Here is a 26,391-nt window from a genome sequence, read left to right as displayed (position 1 = left end):
CACCCAGTAACTGCTGACCAACAAAGGCCCTACACCATGTCCAATTCCCTGCTAGTCCGCCGCGCCGCCGTGCTGGGTGCCGGCGTCATGGGTGCCCAGATCGCCGCCCACCTCACCAACGCTGGCGTCGACACCGTGCTGTTCGACCTGCCCGCCAAGGAGGGTCCGGCTGACGGCATCGTGCTGAAGGCGATCGCCAACCTGGGCAAGCTGAGCCCGGCGCCGCTGGCCAGCAAGTCGCTGGCCGAAGCCATCACCCCGGCCAACTACGAGTCCGGCCTGGAGCAGCTGAAGGACTGCGACCTGATCATCGAGGCCATCGCCGAGCGCATGGACTGGAAGCAGGACCTGTACAAGAAGATCGCGCCGTTCGTGGCCGACCACGCGGTGCTGGCCTCCAACACCTCGGGCCTGGGCATCAACAAGCTGGCCGACGTGCTGCCCGAGCAGCTGCGCCACCGCTTCTGCGGCGTGCACTTCTTCAACCCGCCGCGCTACATGCACCTGGCCGAGCTGATCCCGGCCACCACCACCGACGCCGCCGTGCTGGAAGGCCTGGAAGAATTCCTGGTCACCACTTTGGGCAAGGGCGTGGTGTACGCCAAGGACACCCCGAACTTCATCGGCAACCGCATCGGCGTGTTCTCGATCCTGTCCACCATCCACCACACCCAGCAGTTCGGCCTGGGCTTCGATGAAGTGGACGGCCTGACCGGCCCGCTGGTCGGCCGCCCGAAGTCGGCCACCTACCGCACCTCCGACGTGGTCGGCCTGGACACCATGGCCCACGTCATCAAGACCATGGGCGACACCCTGCCCAACGACCCGTGGCATGAATTCTTCAAGTCGCCGAAGTGGCTGGACGCGCTGATCGCCAAGGGCGCGCTGGGCCAGAAGACCGGCGCCGGCATCTTCCGCAAGGTCGGCAAGGACATTGTGGTGCTGGACCTGGAGAAGCAGGACTACCGTCCGGCCGACCGCGCCGCCGCACCGGAAGTGGTCGAGATCCTGAAGATCAAGAACCCGGCCGAGAAATTCGCCAAGCTGCGCGAAAGCCAGCACCCGCAGGCGCAGTTCCTGTGGGCGACCTTCCGCGACCTGTTCCACTACAGCGCCTACCATCTGGCCGACATCGCCGAAACCGCGCGCGACGTCGACCTGGCCATCCGCTGGGGCTACGGCTGGTCGCTGGGCCCGTTCGAAACCTGGCAGGCCGCCGGCTGGAAGCAGGTGGCGCAGTGGATTGCCGATGACATCGTCGCCGGCAAGAGCATGAGCAACGCCCCGCTGCCGGACTGGGTGTTCGATGGCCGCGACGGCGTGCACGCCGCCGAAGGCAGCTACAGCCCGTCGCGCAACGCCAAGCTGCCGCGCTCGTCGCTGCCGGTGTATCAGCGCCAGCGCTTCCCGGATCCGCTGCTGGGCGAGAAGTTCGCGCCGGGCGAGACCGTGTTCGAGAACGACGGCCTACGCATGTGGCACGACGGTGATGGCATCGCCGTGGTCAGCTTCAAGACCAAGATGAACACCGTGTCCGACCACGTGCTCGACGGCCTGCAGGAATGCGTGTCACTTGCCGAAAAGAACTTCCAGGGTCTGGTGATCTGGCAGCAGAAGGAACCCTTCTCCGCCGGTGCCGACCTGGCCGGTGCGCTCGGCCTGCTGCAGGCCGGCAAGGTCGACCAGTTCGAAGAGATGGTCGCCAACTTCCAGCGCACCAGCCAGCGCATCAAGTACTCGCTGGTGCCGGTGGTGGCTGCCGTGCGTGGCCTGGCGCTGGGTGGTGGCTGCGAGTTCCAGATGCACAGCGCCAAGACCGTGGCCTTCCTGGAAAGCTACATCGGCCTGGTCGAGGCCGGCGTCGGCCTGCTGCCGGCCGGTGGTGGCCTCAAGGAACTGGCCGTGCGCGCCTCGCAGGCCGCTGGCCCGGGCGGTGACGTGTTCGCCGAACTGAAGAAGACCTTCGAAACCGTGGCGATGGCCAAGGTCTCCAACTCGGCGGTCAACGCCAAGGAACTGGGCCTGCTGCGCAGCACCGACAAGGTGGTGTTCAACAGCTACGAGGCCCTGCACATCGCCAAGGCCGAAGCGCGCGCCCTGGCCGAAGCGGGCTACCGTCCGCCGCTGCCGGCACGCCGCATCCAGGTGGCCGGCGACGTGGGTATCGCCACCTTCAAGATGATGCTGGTCAACATGCTGGAAGGCCGTTTCATCAGCCCGTACGACTACGAGATCGCCGAGCGCATCGCCACCGTGCTGTGCGGTGGCAAGGTCGACCGCGGCACCCTGGTGGACGAAGAGTGGCTGCTGACCCTGGAGCGCAAGCACTTCGTCGAACTGGCCCAGCAGGAAAAGACCCAGGCCCGCATCGCGCACATGCTGAAGACCGGCAAGCCGCTGCGTAACTGATTGATGGCGGGTGCCGGCTGCGGCCGGCACCACCTGCTGTGGCAGTCGAGCATGGCTCGACTCTACAAAACCTATTCGAGAGATCACTGCAATGACCAAGCAAATCCAGGACGCCTACATCGTCGCCGCCACCCGTACCCCGGTTGGCAAGGCGCCCAAGGGCATGTTCCGCAACACCCGCCCCGACGACATGCTTGCGCACGTGCTGCGCAGCGTCGTCGCCCAGGCCCCGGGCGTGGACGTCAACCGCATCGATGACGCGATCATCGGCTGCGCCATGCCGGAAGCCGAGCAGGGCATGAACGTGGCGCGCATCGGCGTGCTGCTGGCCGGCCTGCCGAACACCATCGCGGCGCAGACCGTGAACCGCTTCTGCTCCTCCGGCCTGCAGGCCGTGGCGCAGGCCGCCGACGCAATCCGCCTGGGCAATGCCGACCTGATGCTGGCCGGTGGCACCGAATCGATGTCGATGGTGCCGATGATGGGCAACAAGATCGCCATGGCGCCGAGCGTGTTCGACAACGACCACGTCGCCATCGCCTACGGCATGGGCATCACCGCCGAGAAGGTCGCCGAAGAGTGGAAGGTCTCGCGCGAAGACCAGGACGCCTTCGCCCTGGCCTCGCACCAGAAGGCCATGGCCGCGATCCAGAACGGCGACTTCAAGGACGAGATCAGCCCGTACGAGATCGTCTCGCACCTGCCGGACCTGGCCGATGGCCAGCGCATCATCACCCGCAACAAGATCGCCGACACCGACGAAGGCCCGCGCCCGGATTCCTCGGCCGAAGGCCTGGCCAAGCTGCGCCCGGTGTTCCGCAACGGCCAGTTCGGCGGCACCGTCACTGCTGGCAACTCGTCGCAGATGAGCGACGGCGCCGGTGCCGTGCTGCTGGCCTCGGAACAGGCGATCAAGGATTACGGCCTGACCCCGCTGGCCCGTTTCGTCAGCTTCTCGGTGGCCGGCGTGCGCCCGGAAGTGATGGGCATCGGCCCGATTGCCGCGATCCCGAAGGCACTGAAGCAGGCCGGCCTGACCCAGGACCAGCTGGACTGGATTGAGCTGAACGAAGCGTTCGCCGCGCAGTCGCTGGCGGTGATCCGCGATTGCGGCCTGGACCCGAACAAGGTCAACCCGCTGGGTGGCGCGATTGCCCTGGGCCACCCGCTCGGTGCGACCGGCGCGATCCGTACCGCGACCCTGCTGCACGGCCTGCGCCGTCGCCAGCAGAAGTACGGCATGGTGACGATGTGCATCGGCACCGGCATGGGCGCAGCGGGTATTTTCGAGGCGCTGTAAGGTTCAAAGCGTTGCCTCGTTGGGCTTCATGGCGTGGGCCGGGTCGGCAGGGCTGCCCGGGACACGCCGTGAACCCCCCTCCGGGGTCCGGCCCAGCCGCTGGCGGCTGTGCGTTCGGGCGCTTGCGAAGCGGTGCTTCGCAAGCAAAGCGCCCTCACCCCTGGGGGCTCGATGGCGCCTTGCTGGTGTGCGCTGTCCTGCGCACACGGCAAGACCGGGGTTGGGCGTCCTGCCCAACCCGCCCAAGGCATGCCTTGGGCCCATGGCGCCAACGGTCCCGGGCAGCCCTGCCGACCCGGCCCTTCCAGCCTCCCCCGGCGGAGGAGTGAGCAAAGGCAAGGGCAGTAGAGCCACGCCATGCGTGGATGCTCGCGGAAACGGAAAAGGCAGCCATTGGCTGCCTTTTTCGTTTCTGTTTTTGCCTTTGATTCCGCCCTTCCCGTCCGCGCCCGCAGGAAACATGACAGGCGGGGCGGGTGGGCCTTTGCAGGACCGTTCGCCGCATGGATGCGGCGACCGAGCCCCCATGGACGGGTTTACGGCGTGTCCTGCAAAGGCCCACCCGTCCCGCCCATCACGTATCAATCAAGGCGCAGCACGGAGCGCTTGATAGAACCCTTACTCCGCCAACATCGCCGTCAGTTTCTCCCGCGCCGGCCCTGCCAGCTTCGGGTTGTCCAGCGCGAAGCGGATCGTCGCCTCCACCAGCCCCAGGTGCGTGCCGCAGTCGAAGCGGGTGCCCTCGAAGCGGTAGGCATCGACCTCTTCGGTCTTCAGCAGCTGCGCGATCGCATCGGTCAGCTGGATCTCGCCACCAGCACCACTGCCGGTCTGCTCCAGCAGCTCGAAAATCTTCGGGCTCAGCACATAACGGCCAACCACCGCCAGGTCGCTCGGCGCGTCCTCCGGCTTCGGCTTCTCCACGATCTGCGAAATGCGACCCTTGCGGCCGTCGAACGCGTCAGTGGCAACGATGCCGTAGCTGGCAGTCTTGTCGTGCGGCACGTCTTCAACGGCGATCACGCTGGCACCACTGGCCTCGTTGAGGTCTGCCATCTGCTTCAGTGCGCCGTCGCCGCGGTTCCAGATCAGGTCGTCCGGCAGCAGCACCGCGAACGGCTCGTCACCGATCACGGCCTTGGCGCACAGCACCGCATGGCCCAGGCCCAGTGCTTCGGCCTGGGTCACGAAGATCGCGCGCACGCCCTTGGGCAGCACATGGCGGATCATCTCCAGCTGCTCCTGCTTGCCGGCGCGCTCGAGCTTCTGCTCCAGTTCGTAGGCCTTGTCGAAGTAGTCGGCCACGGCATGCTTGTAGCGGTTGGTGATGAACACCAGCGTATCGCAGCCTGCTTCGATTGCTTCATCCACAGCATATTGGATCAGCGGACGATCAATGATCGGCAACATTTCCTTCGGAACCGTCTTGGTTGCCGGCAAAAAGCGCGTCCCGAGCCCTGCCACTGGAAAAACTGCCTTGCGAATTCGCTTGCTCATTGGTGCCTGTTGGCCTCACGTGCCGGAAAGGGCACGACTTTAGCGGATGAAATGTAAGCATCCTGTTCGATGGGAGAGAACTCCGGCATCGTCGCGAACAGGATCTCCTGGATGCTGGTCGTGTCGTAACCAGCCACGGCATCGCGCAGGCGCGGGACATTGCCCAGCACCAGGTCACGCGAGAACGTACGTACACCGGCCTCGAGAATCTTCGGGTGCGCGGTGGAACGGTAGTCCTCGTCCGAATAGAACAGCGTCTCGTGCAGCTTCTCGCCCGGACGCAGCCCGGTGTAGATGATCGGAATGTCCTTGTACGGCTGCTTGCCGGCCAGGCGGATCATCTGCTCGGCCAGCACGCGGATCGGCACCGGCTCGCCCATGTCGAGCGTATAGATCGCACCATGCGATGCCGAAGCGGCCGCCTGCAGGATCAGCTGGCAGGCCTCCGGGATGGTCATGAAGTAGCGACTGACTTCCGGGTCGGTGACGGTCACCGGACCGCCACGCAGGATCTGTTCGCGGAACAGCGGCACCACGCTGCCGGCTGAGGCCAGCACGTTGCCGAAGCGCACCGTAACAAAACGGGTATGCGTGGACTTCTGGTCCAGGCTCTGGCAGATCATCTCCGCATAGCGCTTGCTGGCGCCCAGTGCATTGACCGGGTCGACCGCCTTGTCGGTGGAGATGAACACGAAATGCTCAACGCGCGCTTCCAGGCAGGCGCGGGCCACGTTCTCGGTGGCCAGGATGTTGTTGCGCACCGCTTCGCGCAGCTGCCGCTCCAGCACCGGCACGTGCTTGTAGGCAGCCGCATGGAAGGCGGTGTCGACCGGATGCAGCGACAGGGCGTGGCGGATCACCGCCGGGTCACCGCAGTCGCCCAGCACCGCTTCGATCTCGACATCGGGGAAGCTGCGCCGCAGCTCGCCTTCGATGGTCAGCAGCAGCAGTTCGCTGATCTCGAGCAGGATGATGCGGCCGGCGCCATGCCGTGCGCACTGGCGGCAGAGCTCGGAGCCGATCGAGCCACCGGCGCCGGTGACCATCACCGTACGCCCGCCCAGCCAGCCACGGATCAGGTTCCAGTCCGGCATGATCGGCTTGCGGCCCAGCAGATCCTCGATCGCCACTTCCTTCAGCTGCCCCGGCAGCGACTGGCCCTGCAGGATGTCGCTGAGCTTGGGCACGGTGCGGAACGGCACGCCGGTGCTTTCGCAGATGGCGACGATCCGCTGCATGCCCGCCGCGTCCAGCGAAGGAATGGCGATCACCAGCAGCTTGGCCGCCGTCTCCCGGACCACTGTCGGCGCATCGTCCAGTGTGCCGAGGATCGGCAGGCCCTGCAGCTTGGCGCCGCGCAGGTGCGGCGCGTCGTCCAGCAGGCCGACCGGCTCGAAATTACCGGAACGGCGCAGGTCACGGACCAGGGTCTCGGCGGCCTGGCCGGCACCCAGGATCAGCACGCGGCGCGCGGACGAGTCCGACTGCAGTGCCTGATAGTCCTTCCAGGCCCGGTACAGCAGGCGCGGCGCGCCCAGCAGCGCCGACAGCGCGAACGGATAGATCACCAGCACCGACATCGGCACGCCGTCGAAGCGCTTCCACATCAGCACCAGCACGATGGCGACCATGCCGATGAAGCTGGCCTTGAAGATGTTCAGCAGGTCGCTGACGCTGGCGAACCGCCACAGGCCCCGATAGAGGCCCACGCGCCAGAACACCATGCCCTGCAGCAGCAGCACCAGCGTGGTGTCGACGTTCCAGAGAGGGAGCTCGGGGGCGTTGGCCAGGATCGAATACCGCCCCGCGTGGAGCAGCTGCCAGCATGCCCAGACCATGAACAGGTCGTGGCAGACGATGGCCGAACGCGGCATCAGGCCGAGGATTCTGTCCCGCCAGGGTGAAGCCATAAGTCAGGTATTTCCTTTTGGGTGGCGCAATCCATTGCGCAGGAGGAGCCAGAGGACGCTCAGCGCAATGAACCACGCGATCGCCACGGCAGCCTCCCACCTCGGCTGCAAATTGGAGCAGACATTAAGCACTGTAATACTGAACAGGCCCAAAGCAAAGTACATCCCTGTTACCTGGGCGTGACTGGCTCCTGCCTGCACCGCGCGCTGGTAGACATGCTGGGTATGGGGTTCCATCCAGCGTTGTCCCGAAATGATGCGCGCCAGCAGTGTGAAGCCTGCGTCCACAAGGAACGGCGATGCCGACACCAGCAGCAGGATCCAGTGGATGTCGGTCTTGACGCTGGCCAGTGCCAGCACTGCCGCGACCGCGTAGCCCAGCGCGCCACTCCCGACATCGCCCATGAAGATCCGGGCCCGCGGGAAGTTGAACGGCAGGAAGCCCAGGCAGGCCAGGCCCAACGCGACCGCCGCCAGCGAGTACGGCCAGGGCAGCAGCGGCGCCAGCCCCAGCGCGACCACGATGGCCTGGCTGGCCGCGATGCCGTTGATCCCATCCATGAAATTCCAGATGTTGATCAGCGAGGCGGTGAACAGCAGGACCAGTACGGCCAGCAGCCAGCTGCCACCGTGGACCTTGACCAGCGCGGCCAGCAGCGCGGCGGCGATGAAGTGCACCATCAGGCGGCGCATGGCCGGCAGCGGCCGGTGGTCGTCCCACCAGCCGATACCCGCCACCAGCGCCAGGCCAAGGCTGGCGACCAGCAGGCTCGGACGGGCTTCGGGCCAGGCCCACATGGCAACACCGGCGGTCACCAGCAGGCTGATGACAATGGCGATGCCGCCGCCGCGGGGGGTCGCCACGCTATGGCTGCGGCGCTCGCCCGGCTGGTCAAACAGTTGCCGGCGCAGCGCGTAACCCCGCGCCGCCCAGGTCAGTGCCGCACTCAGCAGGGCCAGGCCCAGCAGCGCGCCCATCACGAGCCACGGCATGGATCAGAGCACCGCGTAGTTCAGCAGCGGCTTGACCGTACCCCACTCCTTGCAGCTCGGGCACTGCCAGTGGTGGGTGCGCGCACCGAAACCACAACGGGTGCAGCGATAGGCCGGATTGCGCACCAGCAACTGGTCGGTGATGTGCTTCAGGTCGTGCAGGGTCGCCGTGGAATCGGCGCCTTCAGCCAGGGTCAGGTCGATCAGCGCGGACTCGCCACGCACCGACGGGCGATCCTTGAGCTGGCGGCCCAGGTAGGCACGGGCCGGCGCCACGCCCTCCTGCTCTTCCATCAGGCGGGTCAGCGCCAGCACCGGGGCGATGCCGCGGTAGTGCTCGGTCATCTCCGACAGGAACGCGCGTGCGCCTGCCAGATCGCCGACCTTGCGGTAGTTCTGCATCAGCGCCGGCAGCAGCTCCGGCAGGTACTCCGGATCGTTGCGCGCGGCACGCTCGAAGGCGCGTACGGCCGCTTCCGGATTGCCGGCATCGGTTTCCAGGCGTCCTTCAATGATGCCGGCACGTACCGACATCGCATCGGCCTGGTAGGCCCGGGCAATCGCTGCCCTCGCCTCTTCCAGCTTGCCAGCACCGCGGAAGCGTTCGGCCAGTTCGCACTCGAACTGCCCGATCAGCTTGCCCATCGGCTCGCCGGTGACGTCCTCGAAACGGGTCGCGTTGTCGATCGCCTTTTCCCAGTCGCGCTCGGCCTGGTAAATGCCGATCAGGTGCTTGAGTGCCTGCGGAGCACGCTGATCCAGCTGGGCCAGTTCGGTGAACACGGTCTCGGCGCGGTCCAGCAGGCCGGACTTCATGTAGTCCTCGCCCAGCGCCAGCAGCGCCTGCACGCGTTGCGCATCACTCAGGTCATGGCGATTGACCAGCCCCTGGTGCAGGCGGATGGCGCGGTCGACTTCACCACGGCGGCGGAACAGGTGGCCCAGCGCGACCTGGGTCTCGAAGGTTTCCTTGTCCAGCTCGGCGATGTGCAGGAACAGCTCGATGGCCTTGTCCGGCTGTTCGTTGAGCAGGTAGTTCAGGCCGCGGAAGTAGGTGCTGGACAGGCGGCTGACCTGGCTGTCACCGTGGCGTTGACCACCACGCCGTCCGATCACCCACCCGGCCAGTGCGGCCAGCGGAACGAACAGGAAGAACCAGAACCACTCGGTGACGAAATCCATCTTCGATCAGCGTCCATCAAAAGATTGGGGGGAAGCAACCGGTGCCGGCGTGGCGACAGCGGACTTGTTGGCGCGGCGCAACTGGCTGTAGAGCGGAATGACCACGCTCACCAGCACCAGGCCGGCACCGACGATGACACCCACCAGCAGCGCGGCGATCAGGGCCACGCCTACCGAGGTATGCAGTTGGGTAAACAGCAGGTTGATCGACATCGCGGTCATGTTGACCGCACCGATGATCAACCCAAGGATCAGAACCGCCAGCAGGACCAGCAGACGAAAAACCTTCATGCGACAGCTCCAGTGGCAGGAGTCCGTAGCTTATCCGACTCGCGGCTGGATTCGCACGCGGTGGCGCGACGGAAGGCTCAGGCCGGATCGGCGTCCAGCGGCAGCACACTGCTGACCCGCTCACGCAGTTCCTTGCCCGGCTTGAAATGAGGGACGTGCTTGCCCGGCAGGGCAACCGATTCGCCGGTTTTCGGGTTGCGACCCAGGCGCGGCGGACGATAGTGCAGCGAGAAGCTGCCAAAACCACGGATTTCGATGCGATCCCCGGCGGACAGCGATCCGCCCATCATTTCCAGCAACGACTTCACCGCCAGATCGACATCATCGGCCTTCAGGTGCGCCTGGCGGCGCGCAAGGATTTCGATCAGTTCGGATTTGGTCATTACCGGCTCACATCAGGGGTATCTCAGCCTGAAACGGCCCGGGCAATGCCCGGGCCGTCCAGGAAACAACGAACAGCGTAAGGCCGATTACTCGGACTTGTTGCCGTTCAGCTGTGCACGCAGCAGCGCGCCCAGCTGGGTGGTGCCGCTGGAAGCCGAAGAGGACTGGTATTCCTCCAGCACTTCGCGCATTTCAGCGTCGTCCTTGGCCTTGATCGACAGCTGCAGGGTACGGCCCTTGCGGTCCATGCCCACGAACTTGGCTTCGACCTTGTCGCCGACCTTCAGGTGCTGGGTGGCGTCGTCAACGCGCTCGTTGGCGATGTCGCGTGCCGAGACGTAACCTTCGATGCCGTCAGCCAGCTCGATGATCGCGCCCTTGGCGTCGACTTCCTTCACCACGCCTTCGACCTTGGAGCCCTTCGGATTGGCAGCCATGTACTGGCCGAACGGATCCTGCTCCAGCTGCTTCACGCCCAGGGAGATGCGCTCGCGCTCCGGATCGACAGCCAGGACGACGGCGTCCAGGGTATCGCCCTTCTTGAAGTTGCGAACGACGTCTTCGCCGGTGGTGTTCCAGCTGATGTCGGACAGGTGAACCAGGCCGTCGATGCCGCCGTCCAGGCCGATGAAGATGCCGAAGTCGGTGATCGACTTGATCTGGCCCGACACCTTGTCACCCTTCTTGTGGGTGGCAGCGAAGGTTTCCCACGGATTGGCGGCAACCTGCTTCATGCCCAGCGAGATACGGCGACGCTCTTCATCGACGTCCAGCACCATCACTTCGACTTCATCACCAACCTGGACAACCTTGGACGGGTTGACGTTCTTGTTGGTCCAATCCATCTCGGAGACGTGCACCAGGCCTTCGACGCCCGGCTCGATCTCAACGAACGCGCCGTAATCGGTGACGTTGGAGACCTTGCCGAAGACGCGGCTGTTGGCCGGGTAACGACGGCCGATGTTGTCCCACGGATCCTCGCCCAGCTGCTTCAGGCCCAGCGAAACGCGGTTGCGCTCGCGGTCGAACTTCAGCACGCGGACGTCCAGCTCGTCGCCGACGTTCACGACTTCCGACGGGTGACGCACGCGCTTCCACGCCATGTCGGTGATGTGCAGCAGGCCGTCGATACCGCCCAGGTCCACGAACGCGCCGTAATCGGTCAGGTTCTTGACGACACCCTTCAGGATCGCGCCTTCCTGCAGCTTGTCCATCAGCTGCTCGCGCTCTTCCGAGTGCTCGCTTTCGACGACAGCGCGGCGCGAGACCACGACGTTGTTACGCTTGCGGTCCAGCTTGATGAGCTTGAACTCGAGTTCCTTGCCTTCCAGGTAGGCCGGATCGCGCACCGGGCGCACATCGACCAGGGAACCCGGCAGGAAGGCGCGGACATCCTTGATGTCCACGGTGAAACCACCCTTGACCTTGCCGCTGATGCGACCGGTGATGGTTTCGTTCTTTTCCAACGCTTCTTCCAGCTCGTCCCACACCATCGCGCGCTTGGCCTTCTCGCGCGACAGGACGGTTTCGCCGAAGCCGTTCTCGATCGAGTCGAGGGCGACCTTGACGATGTCGCCTTCGGCGACGTCGATTTCGCCAGCGTCGTTACGGAACTGTTCGATCGGCACGATGCCTTCGGACTTCAGGCCAGCGTTGATCACCACGACGTCGCCGCGGACCTCAACAACGGTACCGCTGACGATGGCGCCCGGCTTCAGCTTGGCCAGATTGGCCTGGCTGGCTTCAAACAGTTCGGCAAATGATTCGGTCATTAGATTTACTCTGTTGGACACATGGGTCGGTGGCGTCCCCTTCAGGGGAATGGCGACCGCCCGCCTGTTGGTCGACCCCGGAAACGCAGGTCGTGTGTAGTAGGAAAACCGCCACGCATCATTGCGCGACGGAGCTGGTACAGCACTGCTATGCGCGACCACCACCGATGCTGCTGGCAGTGCTCCCGCGCGAACGGATCAGGCAGCCGGAACCGGAAGCAGATCCATCACTCTGGCAACGACATCTGCGATGCCGATGCCTGTGGTGTCGATGAGGACAGCATCGTCTGCCGGCTTCAGGGGCGCCACGGTACGCTGAGCATCACGGGCGTCGCGGGCCATGATCTCGCGCAGGAGGTCATCAAAGTTAACAGAAACCCCCTTGTCTTTCAACTGCTTATGCCGGCGCTCGGCGCGCTCCTCGGCACTGGCGGTCAGGAAGACCTTGAAGGAGGCGTCCGGGAAGATCACCGTGCCCATGTCGCGGCCATCGGCGACCAGGCCGGGCAGCTCCCTGAATGCGCGCTGGCGCTCCTTCAGGGCAGCCCGGACCTCGGGAATGGCGGCGATGGCCGAGGCCAGCGCGCCGGTGGTCTCCAGGCGCAGCTCGTCGGTGGCATCGGTCCCGTTCACCATGACCCGCATGGCTTCACCCTGCTCGACAAACTGAACGTGGGTATCAAAGGTGCAGCGGACCAGCGCCGAGGCATCGGAGGTATCGATGTCGGCCCAGCTCGCGGCCACGCCCACTGCCCGGTACAGCGCGCCCGAATCCAGGTAATGCCAGCCCATCCGGCGCGCGATGATGCGGCTGATGGTACCCTTGCCAGCCCCTGAAGGGCCGTCGATGGTCAGGACGGGAGCGAGTGGATTCATGGGGTTCCCAGAGCGTGTGAAGGGGTCATTCTAGCCCCTGTCAGACGCCCCCAATGGGATCTTTTGTGCAACCACTTGAAACCACGAGGAAAAGCCCGGTAGAATGGCGGGCTTGAACGAGCGTCAACTGCCGATTGTCTTTCGCATATCGCGGCCACGCTCCACCCGAACAACTACTGTTTACGCCGAGGTATGCCATGAAAGTCCTGTCCTCCCTGAAGTCGGCGAAGGCCCGTCACCGTGACTGCAAGGTCGTGCGTCGTCGTGGCAAGATCTTCGTCATCTGCAAGTCGAACCCGCGTTTCAAGGCGCGTCAGCGCTAAGCCCAACAGCCTTCGCGGCTGCGGCTGGCCCTACGCGGGGCCGACCCGATGCAAAAAGCCGCCTTCGGGCGGTTTTTTGTTTATGCGGCTTTTTCCTGCCGTTTTTGCTGTAATCGCCTTTCTTGACCACTGGGGAGTAGATCGAGATGAAGCGTTACCTGTCCGCCCTGGCCGTGATGGCCACCCTGGCCACCGCCACGCCGGCGCTGGCCGATACCCTGCTTGTCGACCGTGCCCGCGAGAAGCCGGCCGGTGCCCTGCCCGTGCGCGGCCAGAGCATGCAGCAGGTACAGGCGCAGTTCGGCGCGCCGAGCGAGCAGCTGCAGCCGCGTGGCGGGCAGAAGCGGCAATGGCCGACCATCAACCGCTGGGTGTACCCGCAGTTCACCGTCTACTTCGAGAAGCAGAAGGTGATCGACGTGGTGGCCAACCAGGCGGACCCGAACGAAATCGGCCCGAAACCGCCGATCCGTTGATCCCTTTACCCGCCCTGGGCGGGCCTGTGTAGCGAGACCATGAACCAGACCCTTCGTTTTCCTGCCGAGTGGGAAGCCCAGAGCGGCGTCCTGATTGCCTGGCCCACCGCCGACACCGACTGGGCCGACCGCCTGGGCCAGGTGGAAGAGACCTACATCGCCTTGGTCGCGGCCATCACCCGCTTCCAGCCGGTGCTGATCTGCGTGGCCGACGACGATGTGGAGACCTATGCCGAGATGCGGCTGCGCTCCAACCGCATCGACATGGACAAGGTCCACTTCACCACGGCGGCCTACGACGATACCTGGTTGCGCGACTCCGGCCCGATCACCCTGCGCCGTGCCGACGGCGGCTTCCAGCTGCTGGATTTCCGCTTCACCGGCTGGGGCGGCAAGTTCGACGCCACCCTGGATGACCAGCTGGTGGGCGTGCTCGACCAGGCCGGCGTGTTCAACGACGCACCGGTGCGCAGCATTCCGTTCGCGCTGGAAGGCGGCGGCATCGAAACCGATGGCGAAGGCACCCTGCTGACCACCTGGAAGTGCCTGCATGAGCGCCACCCGGACCGCGACCGCGCCAGCCTGACTGCCCACCTGGCCGACTGGCTGCAGCAGGACCGTGTGCTGTGGCTGGACCACGGCTATCTGGAAGGCGACGACACTGATGCGCACATCGATACCCTCGCCCGCTTCGCCTCGGCTGACAGCATTGTCTACCAGGCCTGTGACGACGAGAGCGACTCGCACTACGCCGAACTGCAGGCGATGGGCAATGAGCTGGCCGCGCTGCGTACCAAGGATGGCCAGCCGTACCGCCTGTTCCCGCTGCCGTGGGCACAGCCGGTGATCGACGAAGGCCGCCGCCTGGCGGCGTCGTACGCCAACTACCTGATCGTCAATGGTGCGGTGCTGATGCCGGCCTATGGCGATCCGGCCGATGACCTGGCCCGCGATGTACTGGCGCAGGCGCACCCGGGCCGCGAGATCGTGCAAGTGCCCTGCCGCTCGCTGATCTGGCAGAACGGCAGCCTGCACTGCATCACCATGCAGCTGCCGGCCGGGTTGTTGAAGGCCTGAGGATGGGTAGTACCGGCCGCTGGCCGGCAACCATGCAATGCCTGATGGATTGACGGGGTTGCCGGCCAGCGGCCGGCACTACCAACACCCATTCAGCGCGCGACACGCCGTCGCCGCCCATCCGCGCTAACATGCAGGTTTTCCCCCGCAGGAACGCCCCGCATGAACTCGCGCAGCCCCCTTACCGTCGCCCTGATCCAGGAGCGCAACCACGGTGATGCCGCCGCCAACCTGGCGGTGATCGAAGCACGCGTGGCCGAGGCGGCTGCGCAGGGTGCCAAGCTGGTGCTGCTGCAGGAACTGCACAACGGCCCGTACTTCTGCCAGCACGAATCGGTGGACGAGTTCGACCTGGCCGAGCCGATTCCGGGCCCGAGCACCGAGCGCCTGGGCGCGCTGGCGAAGAAGCATGGCGTGGTGCTGGTCGGCTCGCTGTTCGAGCGCCGTGCTGCCGGCCTGTACCACAACACCGCCGTGGTGTTCGAGAAGGACGGTACGCTGCTCGGCAAGTACCGCAAGATGCATATCCCGGACGATCCGGGCTTCTACGAGAAGTTCTACTTCACCCCGGGCGACATCGGTTTCAAGCCGATCGATACCTCGGTGGGTCGCCTCGGCGTGCTGGTGTGCTGGGACCAGTGGTACCCGGAAGCGGCACGCCTGATGGCGCTGGCCGGCGCCGAGCTGCTGCTGTACCCGACCGCGATCGGCTGGGACCCGGACGACGTGCAGGACGAGAAGACCCGCCAGCGCGACGCCTGGGTGCTGAGTCACCGCGGCCACGCCGTGGCCAACGGCCTGCCGGTGCTGAGCTGCAACCGCGTCGGCCACGAGGCATCGCCACTGGGCGCGTCGGGCATCCAGTTCTGGGGCAACAGCCACGTGCTCGGCCCGCAGGGCGAATTCCTGGCCGAAGCCGGCACTGACGCCACCGTGCTGCTGTGCGATGTCGACCTGCAGCGCAGCGAGCACGTGCGCCGCATCTGGCCGTTCCTGCGCGATCGCCGCATCGACGCGTACGGTGACCTGCTCAAGCGCTACATCGACTGAGCCGGAGCCCGCGCATGGCCGTCCTCATCCGTGATGCCGGCCCGGCCGACATCGCCGCGATCACCGCGATCTACGCGGTGGAAGTGACCGACTTCGTCAACACCTACGAGTACGACATCCCCGACGCGACCGAGATGCTGCGCCGTATGCGCGACATCATCGATCGCGGCTTCCCCTACCTGGTCGCCGAGATCGACGGCCAGGTGGCCGGCTATGCCTACGCCAACACCTACCGCACCCGCGTTGCCTACCAGTGGACCGTGGAGAACTCGGTCTACGTCGATGCCGCGTTCCAGGGCCAGGGCGTGGGCACCGGCCTGCTGCAGGCCTTGATCGATGCCTGCGTGGCGCGTGGTTACCGGCAGATGGTGGCCGTGATCGGCGAACCGACCAACGCCGCGTCGATCAAGCTGCACGAACGCTTCGGCTTCGAGCTGGTCGGCGTGTTCCGTGGCCTTGGCCGCAAGCACGGCCGCTGGCTGGATACCGTGCAGATGCAGCGCGCGCTCGGCGATGGCGCCGACACCGCACCTTCCAATGAATGAACCCATGACCGAAACCCTTCCCGAAACCGGCGACGACCTGTTCGCCGGCCAGCCGGTGCGCGTCGTTGAACGCGATGGCGTGCGTTATACCCTGCTGGGCACTGCCCACGTCTCCCGCGCCAGCGTCGAGGCGGTGGAAAAAGCCATCGACAGCGGCCGCTTCGATGCCGTTGCCGTTGAACTGGACCCACAGCGCCTGCAGGCGCTGAGCGATCCGGACACACTGGCCAAGCTCGATCTGGTCGAAGTGATCCGCAAGGGCCGCGTGGCCCTGTTCGCCGCCAACCTGGCCCTGTCCGCGTACCAGCGCCGCCTGGCCGAACAGCTCGACATCGAGCCGGGCGCCGAACTGAAGCGCGCGGTGGAACTGGCGCGCGAGCGCAACCTGCCGGTACACCTGATCGACCGTGAAGTCGGCCTGACCTTCCGCCGTGCCTCGCAACGGCTGGGCTTCTTCGGCAAGCTGAAGCTGGTCGCCGGGCTTGGCGCAGGTCTGTTCTCATCCGAGGAAGTGGGCGAAAACGAGATCGAGAAGCTCAAGCAGGGCGACATGCTGGAGTCGAGCTTCGGCGAGTTCGCCAGCGAGAGCCCGGCGCTGTACGAGACCATCATCGGCGAGCGTGACCGCTACATGGCCACGCGCCTGCGCGAGGAACACGACCCGCAGCAGCGTGAAGTGCTGGCGGTGGTGGGTGCCGGTCACCTTGCCGGGCTGGCCCGCTACCTGGAAACCGACACCGAAGCACCGGCACCGCTGCGCGCCGAGCTGGAAGCGGTGCCGAAGAAGCGCAACATTCCGTGGTTCACGCTGGGCATCCTGGCCATCGTGGCGACCGGCATCGGCGTAGGTTTCTACCGCGGTGGCCTGGGCGTGGGCACCGAACTGCTGGCGACCTGGGCGATGTATACCGGCGGCCTCGCCGGCCTGGGCTGCCTGCTGGCCGGCGGCCATCCGCTGAGCATCCTCACCGCGATCGCGGTGGCGCCGTTCAAGCCGTTCCGCCTGAGCATCCCGACCGGCGCATTCTCGGCGCTGGTGGAAGCGCGCCTGCGCAAGCCGGCGTATGAGGACTTCCTGAAGCTGCGCGACGATGCGCAAAGCCTGAAGGGCTGGTATCGCAACCGCGTCACCCGCGTGGTGCTGACCTTCATGCTGACCAACATCGGCAGCATGCTCGGCCTGTGGCTGACCACGTTCAAGGTGTGGGGCAAGGTGGCGGGTTGATTGTTCCGTGTAGCGTCGAGCCAAGCTCGACTGCGCTCTGGTAGGTGCCAACCTTGGTTGGCACATCATTCCCAAGCAAAAAAGCCACGCATTGCGTGGCTTTTTTTGTGCCACGCTTCCGGCAAGTATGATCAATGAAACTTTTCTGAGCCTGGAGGGCCAGTATGGGAAAAGGTATCAAGATGGCTTCAGCCGTGGACGATCGGAGGAACCGACATACGCTCGAATCACTGCAGAATCGAGCCGAAAATGGTCAAACAATCCCTCCACTGTTCTGTGATGGTGTTGGATGCTCTGCGTCCGTCCGTTTCGTCAAACTTGGACTTCGAAATGGACCGCCGGGAAAAGAGCCGGTAGAGCGGGCTGCATACATAGGCCTCACATCAGCCAGAGATTCAGATCACGCGACAAGCTGCAGCTACAACGCAACCGGAAAGCTCAAGCTGATCATCGCCAATCAATCTGATCCTGACTTCTTGTCAAGCCTTGACGAAGGAAAACACGAGCTTCGCTTACAGCTGCTACACAACGCACTTGGCAATTCTGATCGATCTGTGAAGGCTGGTTACCAGACTGGATCGAAAACTAAAGATGAACACATAAGAACAGACTACATCAGAACTGGTGGAAAGCTCGACGGCTATCTCCGAACTACGATGGACATTCTCAAGCTGCGCGAACGCTGCGAGGAGGATGCCGAGCTGAGCGCGACGCTGCTCCTGCGCTTTGGCAATCGCAAAATCCCTTGGCGCCGTTTCTACTTTGAACAAGATCGGTATGAGGACGCTTGGAAAATGCTGCGTAAGGCCGAGCCTTCGGCCCACCCGTTTGCGATAGCCGGCGTTGTGGATCGAATCTGGCTTCCAAACACCGGTTCGAATCAACGGAATACGTTTCTCAATCTGATTCCGGAACGGCACAAGGTTGGAACTGACGGGATACAGCTGACGTATGGAGCAAGTATCGGTCACACTGACCAAGAATGGCTCCAGCAGTATCCGCATGGCACCCATGTCATTGCGTTTGGCCTTTGGAGGGCATCAGACCCCCAACAAAACTCGGTAAGGCGTCTAGACCCTCACGCGCGCGTAAAGGGTTTCCTCAACCATCAGATCACGCTGTTTCCAAAGTTCAAATCACAGGTGATCAAGGTCGAAATGAGCTGAAAGAAAGGGGGAGGCCGCCCCACTACGACCGGCCTCCCCCACACCACAACACGTTGTCGTGCATTACGGACGGTCGAGCAAGCTCGACCACTACACCGGGGTACCCGGCACGATCTCCAGACCGCGGGCGCGGCGGATCAAGCGTGTCACCGCACTGCGCAGGTCATCCAGCACTGCATAGATCGTCGGCAGGAACAGCAGGCTGACCACGGTCGAGAACGCCAGGCCGCCGGCAATCGCGCGCGCCATCGGCGCGTACTCCGGGCCGTTGCCGAACATCTGCGTACTGGTCAGCGAGATCGGCACCATCGCCAGGATCGCCGTGCCCATGGTCATCATGATTGGCCGCAATCGCTCGCGTGAGCCCTCCACCAGCGCCTGGGTGCGTCCCATGCCGCCGCGCCGCAGGTTGTTGATGTGCTCGATCATCACGATGCCGTTGTTCACCACCACGCCCATCAGCACCAGGATGCCGATGAAGGACATGATCCCGAACGAGGTGCCGGTGATCCAGAACAGCCAGAACACGCCGAAGATCGAGAACAGCACGCCACTCATGATCGCCGCCGGGAACAGCAGCGACTCGAACACCGCCGCCATCACCACGTAGATCATCACCAGCGCGATCAGCAGGTTGAACACCATCTGCTGCATCGCTTCGTCGTCGTTGCCGTAGTCACCGCCATCGAAGGTGAAGCCATAACCGGCCGGGAAGTTCATCGGCTTGAGCACCGACTCCATCGCCTTGCGGCCATCCGGCGCGGTGACCTTCTCGGCCAGGTTGGCCTTGATGGTCAGCGTGGTCTGGCGGTTGGTGCGGCCGATCTGGGTGGCGGACGAACCGACGTCGACGGTGACCAGGCTCAGCAGTGGCACGCTGCGGCCATCGCCGGTACGCACGCTGAAGCCGGCCAGGTCTTCCGGGCTGCTCTGCTCGGCACCGGCGAAGCGCACCCATACCGGCACTTCGTTGTCACCACGGCGGAACTCGCGCATCGGTGCACCGCGCAGCGCCAGGCCGACGAAGCTGGCTACCTGTTCGGCATTGAAGCCGAACGCCGCCGCACGCTCGCGGTCGACGCGCACCTTCAGTTCGCCGCCCTTTTCACCATTGTCGATGCGCACATCGCGCAGCTCGGTGCGCTGGGCCAGCAGCGGCACCACTTCCTGGCCGATCTCCTGCAGCATCGAACTGGAGTCGCCGACCAGCTGCACCTGCACGCCCTGGTTGCCGCCACCGCCGCCATCACCGCCCTGGTTGCCGACGAAGTAGTCGGTGCGGGCCGACTTCGGCAGGCCTTTGCGCAGTTCTTCCTGCAGCGCCTTGATGTCCTTGGCGTACTTCTCGTCCAGGGTGACCACGGTGGAGCTGCCTTCCTGCTCGCTGTACCAGGAATACACCTGCTTGACGTGCAGGCGCTCGCGGTTGGCGTCGATCCAGTTCTCCACACGCGCCACTTCCTCGGACATCTGCCGGTAGGTGTAGGCGCCCTTCCACATGTAGCCGATGAAGATGTCCTTGCCGCCGTCGCCACCGAACATGTCGACCTTGGTCAGCTTCATCGGCACCAGGCTGACCAGCACCACCAGCACGATGCCGAGCAGGCTCCAGCCACGATGGCGCAGCGACCAGTCCAGCAGCTTGGCGTAGCGGCGCTGCAGCCGCGCGATCAGGCCGGTCTGCGAGTGCACCAGCTTCGGCGTGGCCATGCGCGCGGACAGCATCGGGATCAGGCTGACCGCGACCAGCCACGAGGCCAGCAGCGAGACCGAGATGGTGATCGCGATCTGCGCCATGAAGATGCTGATGTTGTTGGTCTCGCCGAACAGGTTCGGCACGAACACGATGCAGTGGCACAGCGTACCGGCACTGAGCGCGATGGCCACGTTGCGGGTGCCGATGATCGAGGCCAGCCGCGGCTGCCCGGGCATGCGCTCGCGCTCCTGGTAGATGCTCTCCACCACCACCACGGCGTTGTCGACCAGCATGCCGACCGCCAGCAGCAGGCCCATCATGGTCAGGATGTTCAACGTCACCCCGGCGAAGTACATGAAACCCAGGGTGATGGTGAAGCAGATCGGAATGGCCAGGGTCACCATCAGCGTGGACGGCCAATGGCGCAGGAAGAAGAACAGCACCGTGATCGACAGGATCAGGCCGACCGCACCGGCCTCGGCCAGTTCCAGCAGCGAGGAGGTCACCGCCTTGCCCTGGTTGTCGATCACCTTGATCTGCACGTCGCGCATCGACGCTTCGGCACGGATCGATTCAACCTCGGCCAGTGCCGCGCGCGACACCTCCACCAGATTGGCACTGCGCTCCTTGAAGATATCCAGGCCAACCGCCGGGTTGCCGTCCAGGCGGCGCCCGTAGTTCATCCGCGCCGGCTTCAGGCGCACATCGGCGATATCGCCCAGGCGCAGGCCCTTGGCGTTGATCACCAGATCGCGCATTTCCTGCAGGTCGGTGATCTCACCCACCGGCTGCACGCGCACGCGCTGGCCGTTGTCGTCGATCTGCCCGGCCGAGATCGAGAAATTCAGCGTACGCAGGCGCTCGCTCAGTTCATTGATGCTCAGGCCGTGCGCGTTGAGCCGGTTCGGATCGATGGCGATCTCCACCTCGTTCGGCGGCGCACCGGTGATGTCGACACGGGCCACGCCGGGAATGCGCTCGATGCGCCGCTTGAACTCGCGGTCGAGCATGTCATAGGCGGTGGTCAGGTCGGTGGTGCTGGCCAGGCGCACCTTCAGCACCGGCTGGTCGCTGCTGGACCACTTGAACACGTTGTAGCGCTGCAGGTCGTCGGGCAGGTCGCTGCGGATCGCGTCGATGCGCTCGCGTGCATCGGAGGCGGCGATGGCGATGTCGCGGTCCCAGTCACTGAACTCGATGTAGACCAGCGCCGCCTCCGAGGTGGCCGACGAGCGCATGCGCTTGATGCCGGTCATCGTCGCCAGCGATTCCTCGACTGGGCGGATGATGGTCCGTTCCACTTCCTCCGGGGTGGAGCCGGTGTACGGAATCTGCACGAACAGGAACGGCGCGGAGATGTCCGGCAGCGCTTCCAACGGCAACCGGAACGAAGCGATCAGGCCGATCACCACCAGCGAAACGAAACACATGATGGTGGTGACCGGACGGCGGATGGAGAACTCGGCCACACTCATGCCGGTTCCTCCGCACCCGCCGCACTGCCCGCTGCACCCGGCTCGACCTCACCGGCATGCTTGCGGCCACGTTCGCGGTAATACGCATCGCCACGACGGTCCATCAGGTCGTACACCACCGGGATCACCAGCAGGGTCAGCAGGGTCGACACCAGCAGGCCGCCGATCACGGTGATCGCCATCGGCGCGCGCACTTCAGCGCCCTCACCCATCGCCACCGCCAACGGCAGGAAGCCGAACAGCGTGCACAGCGTGGTCATGATGATCGGCCGCAGGCGCGAGCGCGCGCCTTCCACCAGCGCCTCGTGCTTTGCTACGCCGGCCTCGCGCAGCTGGTTGACCTTGTCGATCAGGATGATCGCGTTCTTGGTGACCAGACCGACCAGCAGGATCAGGCCGATGAACACCACCACCGAGATGGGCTTGCCGGTCAGCATCAGCGCCAGGATCGCGCCGACCAGCGCCAGCGGGATGGTGAACAGGATCACGAACGGATGCAGCAGCGATTCGAACTGCGACGCCATCACCAGATAGACCAGGAAGATCGCCAGGCCAAAGGCGAAGATCAGCGACTTCGCCGCCTGCGCCAGCTCCTCACCCTGGCCACCGATGTGCAGGCCGACGCCCGCACCCAGCGGCTGCTCGGCGACCATCTGCTGCACTTCGCGCATGGCCGCGCCAAGATCGATGTCGCGCAGGTTGGCCGACACCACCGCCACCCGCGTCTGGTCGGCGCGATGGATCTCGCTGGGACCAGTGGTAGCCACCACCTCGGCCACCGCGTCCAGCGTCACCGGACGGGTACTGCCCGGATTGACGATCAGCCGACGGATGCTCTCCACGCTGGCGCGGTCGCCTTCCTGTGCACGCACCAGCACGTCGATCTTGCGGTCGCGGAAGCTGTAGCGGGTGGCCACGTCGCCGCGCACCTTCTTCACCACCACGTCGGCGATCTGGCGGGTGGTCAGGCCCAGCGCACCGGCACGCTCCTGATCGAAGCGGATCTGGATTTCCGGGAAGCCCTCTTCCACCGTCGACTTCACATCGGCGTAGTGCGCATTGCCGCGCAGCAGCGCCGCCAGGCGCTGGCCGGCCACTTCCAGCGTGGCCATGTCCTGCCCGCGCAGCTCGATTTCCAGCGGCGTGGAGAAGCTGAACAACGCCGGCCGCGCGAAATCGACCTGCGCACCCGGGTGCTGGCCCATGGTGTCACGCAGGCGCTCGGTGATCTCGGCCTCGGTGCGTGCATTGCCACCGCCTTCCATCACCACGGTCAGCTTGCCGATGTTCTCGCCGCTCTCGGTGGGGCTGGCATCCAGGCGGGTGCCACTGCCACTGACACCGTACAGCGAGGCCACGCCTTCGCCCTTGCCGTGTGCCAGCTGCAGTTCACGCACCAGCGCATCGGTCTGCTTCAGCGGCGTGCCGGCCGGCAGCTTCACCGTCATTTCGAAACGGTCCTGCGCCAGCTGCGGAATCAGGTCGGCACCGAGCATCGGCACCAGCGCCATGGTCGCCACGAAGATGATCGAGGCCACGCCCAGCACTTTGCCCGGATGCGCCAGCGCGCTCGGCAGCAGGCGCAGGTAGCCACGCTCGGCACCGGCGTAAGGCTTCATTGCCAGATCGCTGGCCTTGCGCATCACCGGACCCACCACCGCCACCACGCCACGCCACACCCGCACCACCAGCCAGGCCAGTGCGTAGAAGCTCCAGCGCGCGGTCGCGACCACGCCACGGCGGCCCAGCGCGACCGGCTTCTGCCAGCGGCTCTGCGGCTGCCACGGCGCGTTCGGCGCCTCTTCCGGGAACGCCAGCGGCGGCCGTCCCTTCAGCGAGCTCAGCATCGGGATCAGGGTCATCGACACCAGCAGCGAGATCGCGATGGCGATCGCCACGGTCAACGCCTGGTCGCGGAACAGCTGGCCAGCGATGCCATCGACGAACACCAGCGGCAAGAACACCGCGATGGTGGTCAGGGTGGAGGCGACCACCGCCATGCTCACTTCGCGGGTACCGGCGATGGCCGCCTGCAGGATGCCCAGGCCACGCTCGCGGGCCTTAGCGATGCTCTCCAGCACCACGATCGAGTCATCCACCACCAGGCCGGTGGCCAGTGCCAGACCGCCCAGCGACATCACGTTCAAGCTCAGGCCGAGCTGGCCCATGAAGAAGAACGTGGCGATGATCGAGACCGGCAGCGACAGGCTGATCACGAACGTGCTCCAGCCATCACGCAGGAACAGGAAGATGATCAGGATCGCCAGCAGGCCGCCGATCACTGCATCCTTCTTGACGTCGGCGATGGCGTGCTCGATGAAGCGCGACTGGTCCTCGATGGTGGTCATCTCGACATCGGACGGGAACGTGCCCTTGATCTGCTCCAGGCGCTTGCGCAGCGCTTCGGCGGTGGACACGGTATTGGCGTCGCCTTCTTTGTAGATCGCCAGTTCGACCGATTCCTTGCCGCCCAGGCGGATCACCGCTTCGCGCTCCTTGTAGCCCTGGCGCACGGTGGCCACGTCCTTCAGGCGCACCGGCACACCGTTGGCGACCACGCTGGAACCACCGCCGGACGATGCGCTCTGCGCCGCCGATGCCGCCGCGATGGCTGCCGCCGAACCGGTCGACGCGGCGATGTTGAACATCTGCTGCAACGCCGAGTCGGCCGCGCTGCCGTTCGACGCCTGGGTGGTGACCAGCAGGTTGCGGATCTCCTCCAGATCGGCGAACTGGTTGACGGTACGCACCAGGAAGCGCTGCGAACCCTCCTCCAGGCGGCCGCCGGAGATGTTGATGTTCTCGTCCTTCAGGCGCTTGATGACGGTGTCGATCGGCAGGTTCAACTGGGCCAGCTTCTGCTGGTCGATGTCGACCTGGATCTCGTCCTCGAGGCCACCACCGACCTTGACTGCCGCCACACCGCTGACCGGCTCCAGCTTCTTCTTCAGGTCTTCATCGGCGTAGCGGCGCAGGCCGGTCAGCTCGCGGACCGCATCGGCATCGCTGGTCGGCGCCACCTTGTTCGACAGCACCAGGCGCATGATCGGCTCGGTGGACGGATTGAAGCGCAGCAGCACCGGGGCCTTGGCCTCCAGTGGCAGGTTCAGCGCTTCCATCTTGTCGCGCACCTCCAGGCTGGCCTGGTCCATGTTGGTGCCCCAGGCGAACTCCAGCACTACATCACTCTGGCCGGTGCGCGAGACCGACTTCAGCTTGCGCAGGTTCTTGACCACGCCGACCGCTTCTTCAACCGGCTGGGTGATCAGGGTTTCGATTTCGGTCGGCGCCGAACCGGTGTACTCGGTGCGCACGGTCAGCGTCGGGTAGCTCAGGTCGGGCAGCAGGTTGACCTTGAGGTTGCCCAGCGCGATCAGGCCGAACAGCAGCAGGGTGACCGTGCACATGGCGATGGTCACGCGGCGGCGGGTGGCGAATTCCACCAGGCCGCCGCGCATGCTGGCGGCGGCGCCGTCGCTCGCCGGCGAGGCACCGTGGTCGTGGCCCGGGGCGGTCATTGCGTGCTCCCGGCCTTGTCTGCCGGCTTGGCGGCCGCTGCGACCGTCTTCGGCTTTGCCTTCGGATCGGCGATCACCTGCACTGCGGTGCCGTCGCGCAGGGCGACCTTGCCGGCGGTGACCACCTGATCACCGGCCGCCAGGCCATCACGGATCTCCACCCACGGGCCCTCGGCGTAACCCAGCTTGACCGGAACGCGTGCGACCTTGCCTTCGCGCACCCGGAACACCGCCGGCTCACCATCGTCGAGCAGCGCCAGGCGCGGCACCACCAGCGCATCGGCACGCTGGTCGTAATCGATGCGGATGCGCCCGAACATGCCGGGCTGCAGCGCATGTGCGGCGCCATCGAAGGCGCTGACCACGCGAAACGTACCGCTGCCCGAATCCACCACCGGCGCGATGCGATCGACGGTGCCGGTGAAGCTCTGGCCCGGCAGCGCGTCGGCGGCCAGCGTCACCGGCTGGCCAGCGCGCAGGGTGGCCAGCTCGCGCTCGGGCACGTTGAGGGTGGCTTCCAGCCGCGAGTTGTCGACGATGCGGAAGATCGGCGTGTTGATCTGCACGAAGTTGCCGGTCTTGATCGAGCGCGACGCGATCACGCCGGAGATCGGCGCCACCACCGTGGTGTAGGACAGTTCCAGCGTGGCCAGGCGGTACTGCGCGCGTACGTTTTCCAGGTCGTAACGCAGCTGGTCGACGTCGGCGGCGCTGACCATCTGCTGGCCAACCAGTTTCTGCGCGCGCTGGTAGTTGTTTTCCAGCTTGCGCATCTGCGCTTCGCTCTGCGCCACAGCCAGCCGAGCGCGGTCCGGGTCCAGCCGCACCAGCGGCTGGCCGGCGGTGACCCGCTGGCCTTCTTCGACCAGCACCGCCAGCGCCACGCCGGAAGTCTTGGCCACCACCTGCGACTCGGCGCGTGGTTCCAGCGCAGCGGTACCGGTGTAGCTGGCCGCGACAGCACGGTGGCTGGCCACGGCCACTTCGACCGGGACCGCATCGACCTTCTTCTCCTCCTTGGTCTCGGCGGCCTTGGCTTCGGAATTGGGCCCTGCGGCGCAACCGCCCAGCAGCAGGGAGGTGGAGATCAGCAGTGCGGCAGCGCAGATTCCGCTGCGACGGCCTGACAGGAAGGTTGGGTGCGACATCGTCAGATCCCTGGAGGATGCGTGGACAGGTGTGGTAGCAAAGTAATGCACCACTTCACGGCAACACCATATCCCAAA

The 26,391-nt window shown here is 65.2% G+C and carries 20 protein-coding genes; 9 read left to right on the top strand and 11 right to left on the bottom strand.

Going from position 1 to position 26,391, the window contains the following annotated elements:
- Positions 1–36: 36 nt before the first annotated feature.
- The gene (locus tag ACZK4Z_RS08935; protein WP_180836855.1) at positions 37–2,409 is read left to right on the top strand and encodes a 3-hydroxyacyl-CoA dehydrogenase/enoyl-CoA hydratase family protein; all 2,373 of its coding nucleotides are present in this window, start codon (positions 37–39) and stop codon (positions 2,407–2,409) included.
- A gap of 91 nt (positions 2,410–2,500) precedes the next feature.
- On the top strand, positions 2,501–3,709 hold the full coding sequence (locus ACZK4Z_RS08930) for an acetyl-CoA C-acyltransferase (protein ID WP_478451368.1): 1,209 nt from the start codon (positions 2,501–2,503) through the stop codon (positions 3,707–3,709).
- Between the two features lie 618 nt (positions 3,710–4,327).
- On the opposite strand, the gene galU is transcribed toward ACZK4Z_RS08930, so the two are convergent.
- The 8 genes from galU to cmk all read right to left on the bottom strand — a co-directional run bounded on the left by galU (position 4,328) and on the right by cmk (position 12,614).
- On the bottom strand, positions 4,328–5,206 hold the full coding sequence (gene galU / locus ACZK4Z_RS08925; protein WP_164081207.1) for a UTP--glucose-1-phosphate uridylyltransferase GalU: 879 nt from the start codon (positions 5,204–5,206) through the stop codon (positions 4,328–4,330).
- Positions 5,203–7,116: a polysaccharide biosynthesis protein gene (locus ACZK4Z_RS08920; protein WP_032130079.1), complete on the bottom strand. Its 1,914-nt coding sequence runs from the start codon at positions 7,114–7,116 to the stop codon at positions 5,203–5,205. The genes galU and ACZK4Z_RS08920 overlap by 4 nt, the downstream gene beginning before the upstream one ends.
- Positions 7,117–7,119: 3 nt before the next feature.
- Positions 7,120–8,109 carry an MraY family glycosyltransferase gene (locus ACZK4Z_RS08915; RefSeq protein ID WP_049399455.1) on the bottom strand — a complete coding sequence of 330 codons (990 nt, stop codon included), beginning with the start codon at positions 8,107–8,109 and terminating at the stop codon, positions 7,120–7,122.
- 3 nt (positions 8,110–8,112) lie between these two features.
- Positions 8,113–9,291: a lipopolysaccharide assembly protein LapB gene (gene lapB / locus ACZK4Z_RS08910; RefSeq protein ID WP_005416232.1), complete on the bottom strand. Its 1,179-nt coding sequence runs from the start codon at positions 9,289–9,291 to the stop codon at positions 8,113–8,115.
- 6 nt (positions 9,292–9,297) lie between these two features.
- Entirely contained in the window at positions 9,298–9,582 is a 285-nt protein-coding gene (locus ACZK4Z_RS08905) for a LapA family protein (protein ID WP_010484569.1), read from the bottom strand.
- Positions 9,583–9,659: 77 nt separating this feature from the next.
- Positions 9,660–9,965, bottom strand: a complete 306-nt coding sequence (locus ACZK4Z_RS08900) for an integration host factor subunit beta (protein WP_005409286.1) — start codon at positions 9,963–9,965, stop codon at positions 9,660–9,662.
- A gap of 87 nt (positions 9,966–10,052) precedes the next feature.
- Positions 10,053–11,738, bottom strand: coding sequence for a 30S ribosomal protein S1 (rpsA, locus tag ACZK4Z_RS08895; RefSeq protein ID WP_005416230.1), 1,686 nt, complete (start codon positions 11,736–11,738; stop codon positions 10,053–10,055).
- Between the two features lie 198 nt (positions 11,739–11,936).
- Positions 11,937–12,614, bottom strand: a complete 678-nt coding sequence (gene cmk / locus ACZK4Z_RS08890; RefSeq protein ID WP_125895521.1) for a (d)CMP kinase — start codon at positions 12,612–12,614, stop codon at positions 11,937–11,939.
- A gap of 197 nt (positions 12,615–12,811) precedes the next feature.
- Between cmk and ykgO the strand changes: the two genes are divergently transcribed.
- The 7 genes from ykgO to ACZK4Z_RS08855 all read left to right on the top strand — a co-directional run bounded on the left by ykgO (position 12,812) and on the right by ACZK4Z_RS08855 (position 18,476).
- On the top strand, positions 12,812–12,937 hold the full coding sequence (gene ykgO / locus ACZK4Z_RS08885) for a type B 50S ribosomal protein L36 (protein WP_005409283.1): 126 nt from the start codon (positions 12,812–12,814) through the stop codon (positions 12,935–12,937).
- 176 nt (positions 12,938–13,113) lie between these two features.
- Positions 13,114–13,413: a hypothetical protein gene (locus tag ACZK4Z_RS08880; RefSeq protein ID WP_423175526.1), complete on the top strand. Its 300-nt coding sequence runs from the start codon at positions 13,114–13,116 to the stop codon at positions 13,411–13,413.
- A 39-nt stretch (positions 13,414–13,452) separates the two neighbouring features.
- Complete coding sequence (locus tag ACZK4Z_RS08875) at positions 13,453–14,490, top strand: agmatine deiminase family protein (protein WP_478445700.1); 1,038 nt, start codon at positions 13,453–13,455, stop codon at positions 14,488–14,490.
- Between the two features lie 162 nt (positions 14,491–14,652).
- Positions 14,653–15,540 carry a carbon-nitrogen hydrolase gene (locus tag ACZK4Z_RS08870; RefSeq protein ID WP_005409280.1) on the top strand — a complete coding sequence of 296 codons (888 nt, stop codon included), beginning with the start codon at positions 14,653–14,655 and terminating at the stop codon, positions 15,538–15,540.
- A gap of 14 nt (positions 15,541–15,554) precedes the next feature.
- Positions 15,555–16,085: a GNAT family N-acetyltransferase gene (locus ACZK4Z_RS08865; RefSeq protein WP_107432020.1), complete on the top strand. Its 531-nt coding sequence runs from the start codon at positions 15,555–15,557 to the stop codon at positions 16,083–16,085.
- Positions 16,086–16,089: 4 nt separating this feature from the next.
- Complete coding sequence (locus ACZK4Z_RS08860) at positions 16,090–17,310, top strand: TraB/GumN family protein (RefSeq protein WP_107432021.1); 1,221 nt, start codon at positions 16,090–16,092, stop codon at positions 17,308–17,310.
- A 164-nt stretch (positions 17,311–17,474) separates the two neighbouring features.
- Positions 17,475–18,476 (top strand): hypothetical protein, encoded by a 1,002-nt coding sequence (locus ACZK4Z_RS08855; RefSeq protein ID WP_043035156.1) that lies wholly within the window; start codon positions 17,475–17,477, stop codon positions 18,474–18,476.
- Between the two features lie 90 nt (positions 18,477–18,566).
- Here ACZK4Z_RS08855 and ACZK4Z_RS08850 read toward each other — a convergent pair whose 3' ends face one another.
- The 3 genes from ACZK4Z_RS08850 to ACZK4Z_RS08840 are packed head-to-tail and all read right to left on the bottom strand — an operon-like array spanning position 18,567 to position 26,313.
- Positions 18,567–21,647, bottom strand: a complete 3,081-nt coding sequence (locus ACZK4Z_RS08850) for an efflux RND transporter permease subunit (protein WP_478451366.1) — start codon at positions 21,645–21,647, stop codon at positions 18,567–18,569.
- Positions 21,644–25,165: an efflux RND transporter permease subunit gene (locus tag ACZK4Z_RS08845; protein WP_478451364.1), complete on the bottom strand. Its 3,522-nt coding sequence runs from the start codon at positions 25,163–25,165 to the stop codon at positions 21,644–21,646. The genes ACZK4Z_RS08850 and ACZK4Z_RS08845 overlap by 4 nt, the downstream gene beginning before the upstream one ends.
- Positions 25,162–26,313 carry an efflux RND transporter periplasmic adaptor subunit gene (locus ACZK4Z_RS08840; RefSeq protein ID WP_149909093.1) on the bottom strand — a complete coding sequence of 384 codons (1,152 nt, stop codon included), beginning with the start codon at positions 26,311–26,313 and terminating at the stop codon, positions 25,162–25,164. The genes ACZK4Z_RS08845 and ACZK4Z_RS08840 overlap by 4 nt, the downstream gene beginning before the upstream one ends.
- Positions 26,314–26,391: the final 78 nt, after the last annotated feature.

The sequence above is a fragment of the Stenotrophomonas sp. 71799_Sma genome (assembly GCF_056482505.1).
The sequence above is the reverse complement of the archived record's forward strand: the minus strand, read 5'-3'. Positions and strand labels throughout refer to the sequence as shown.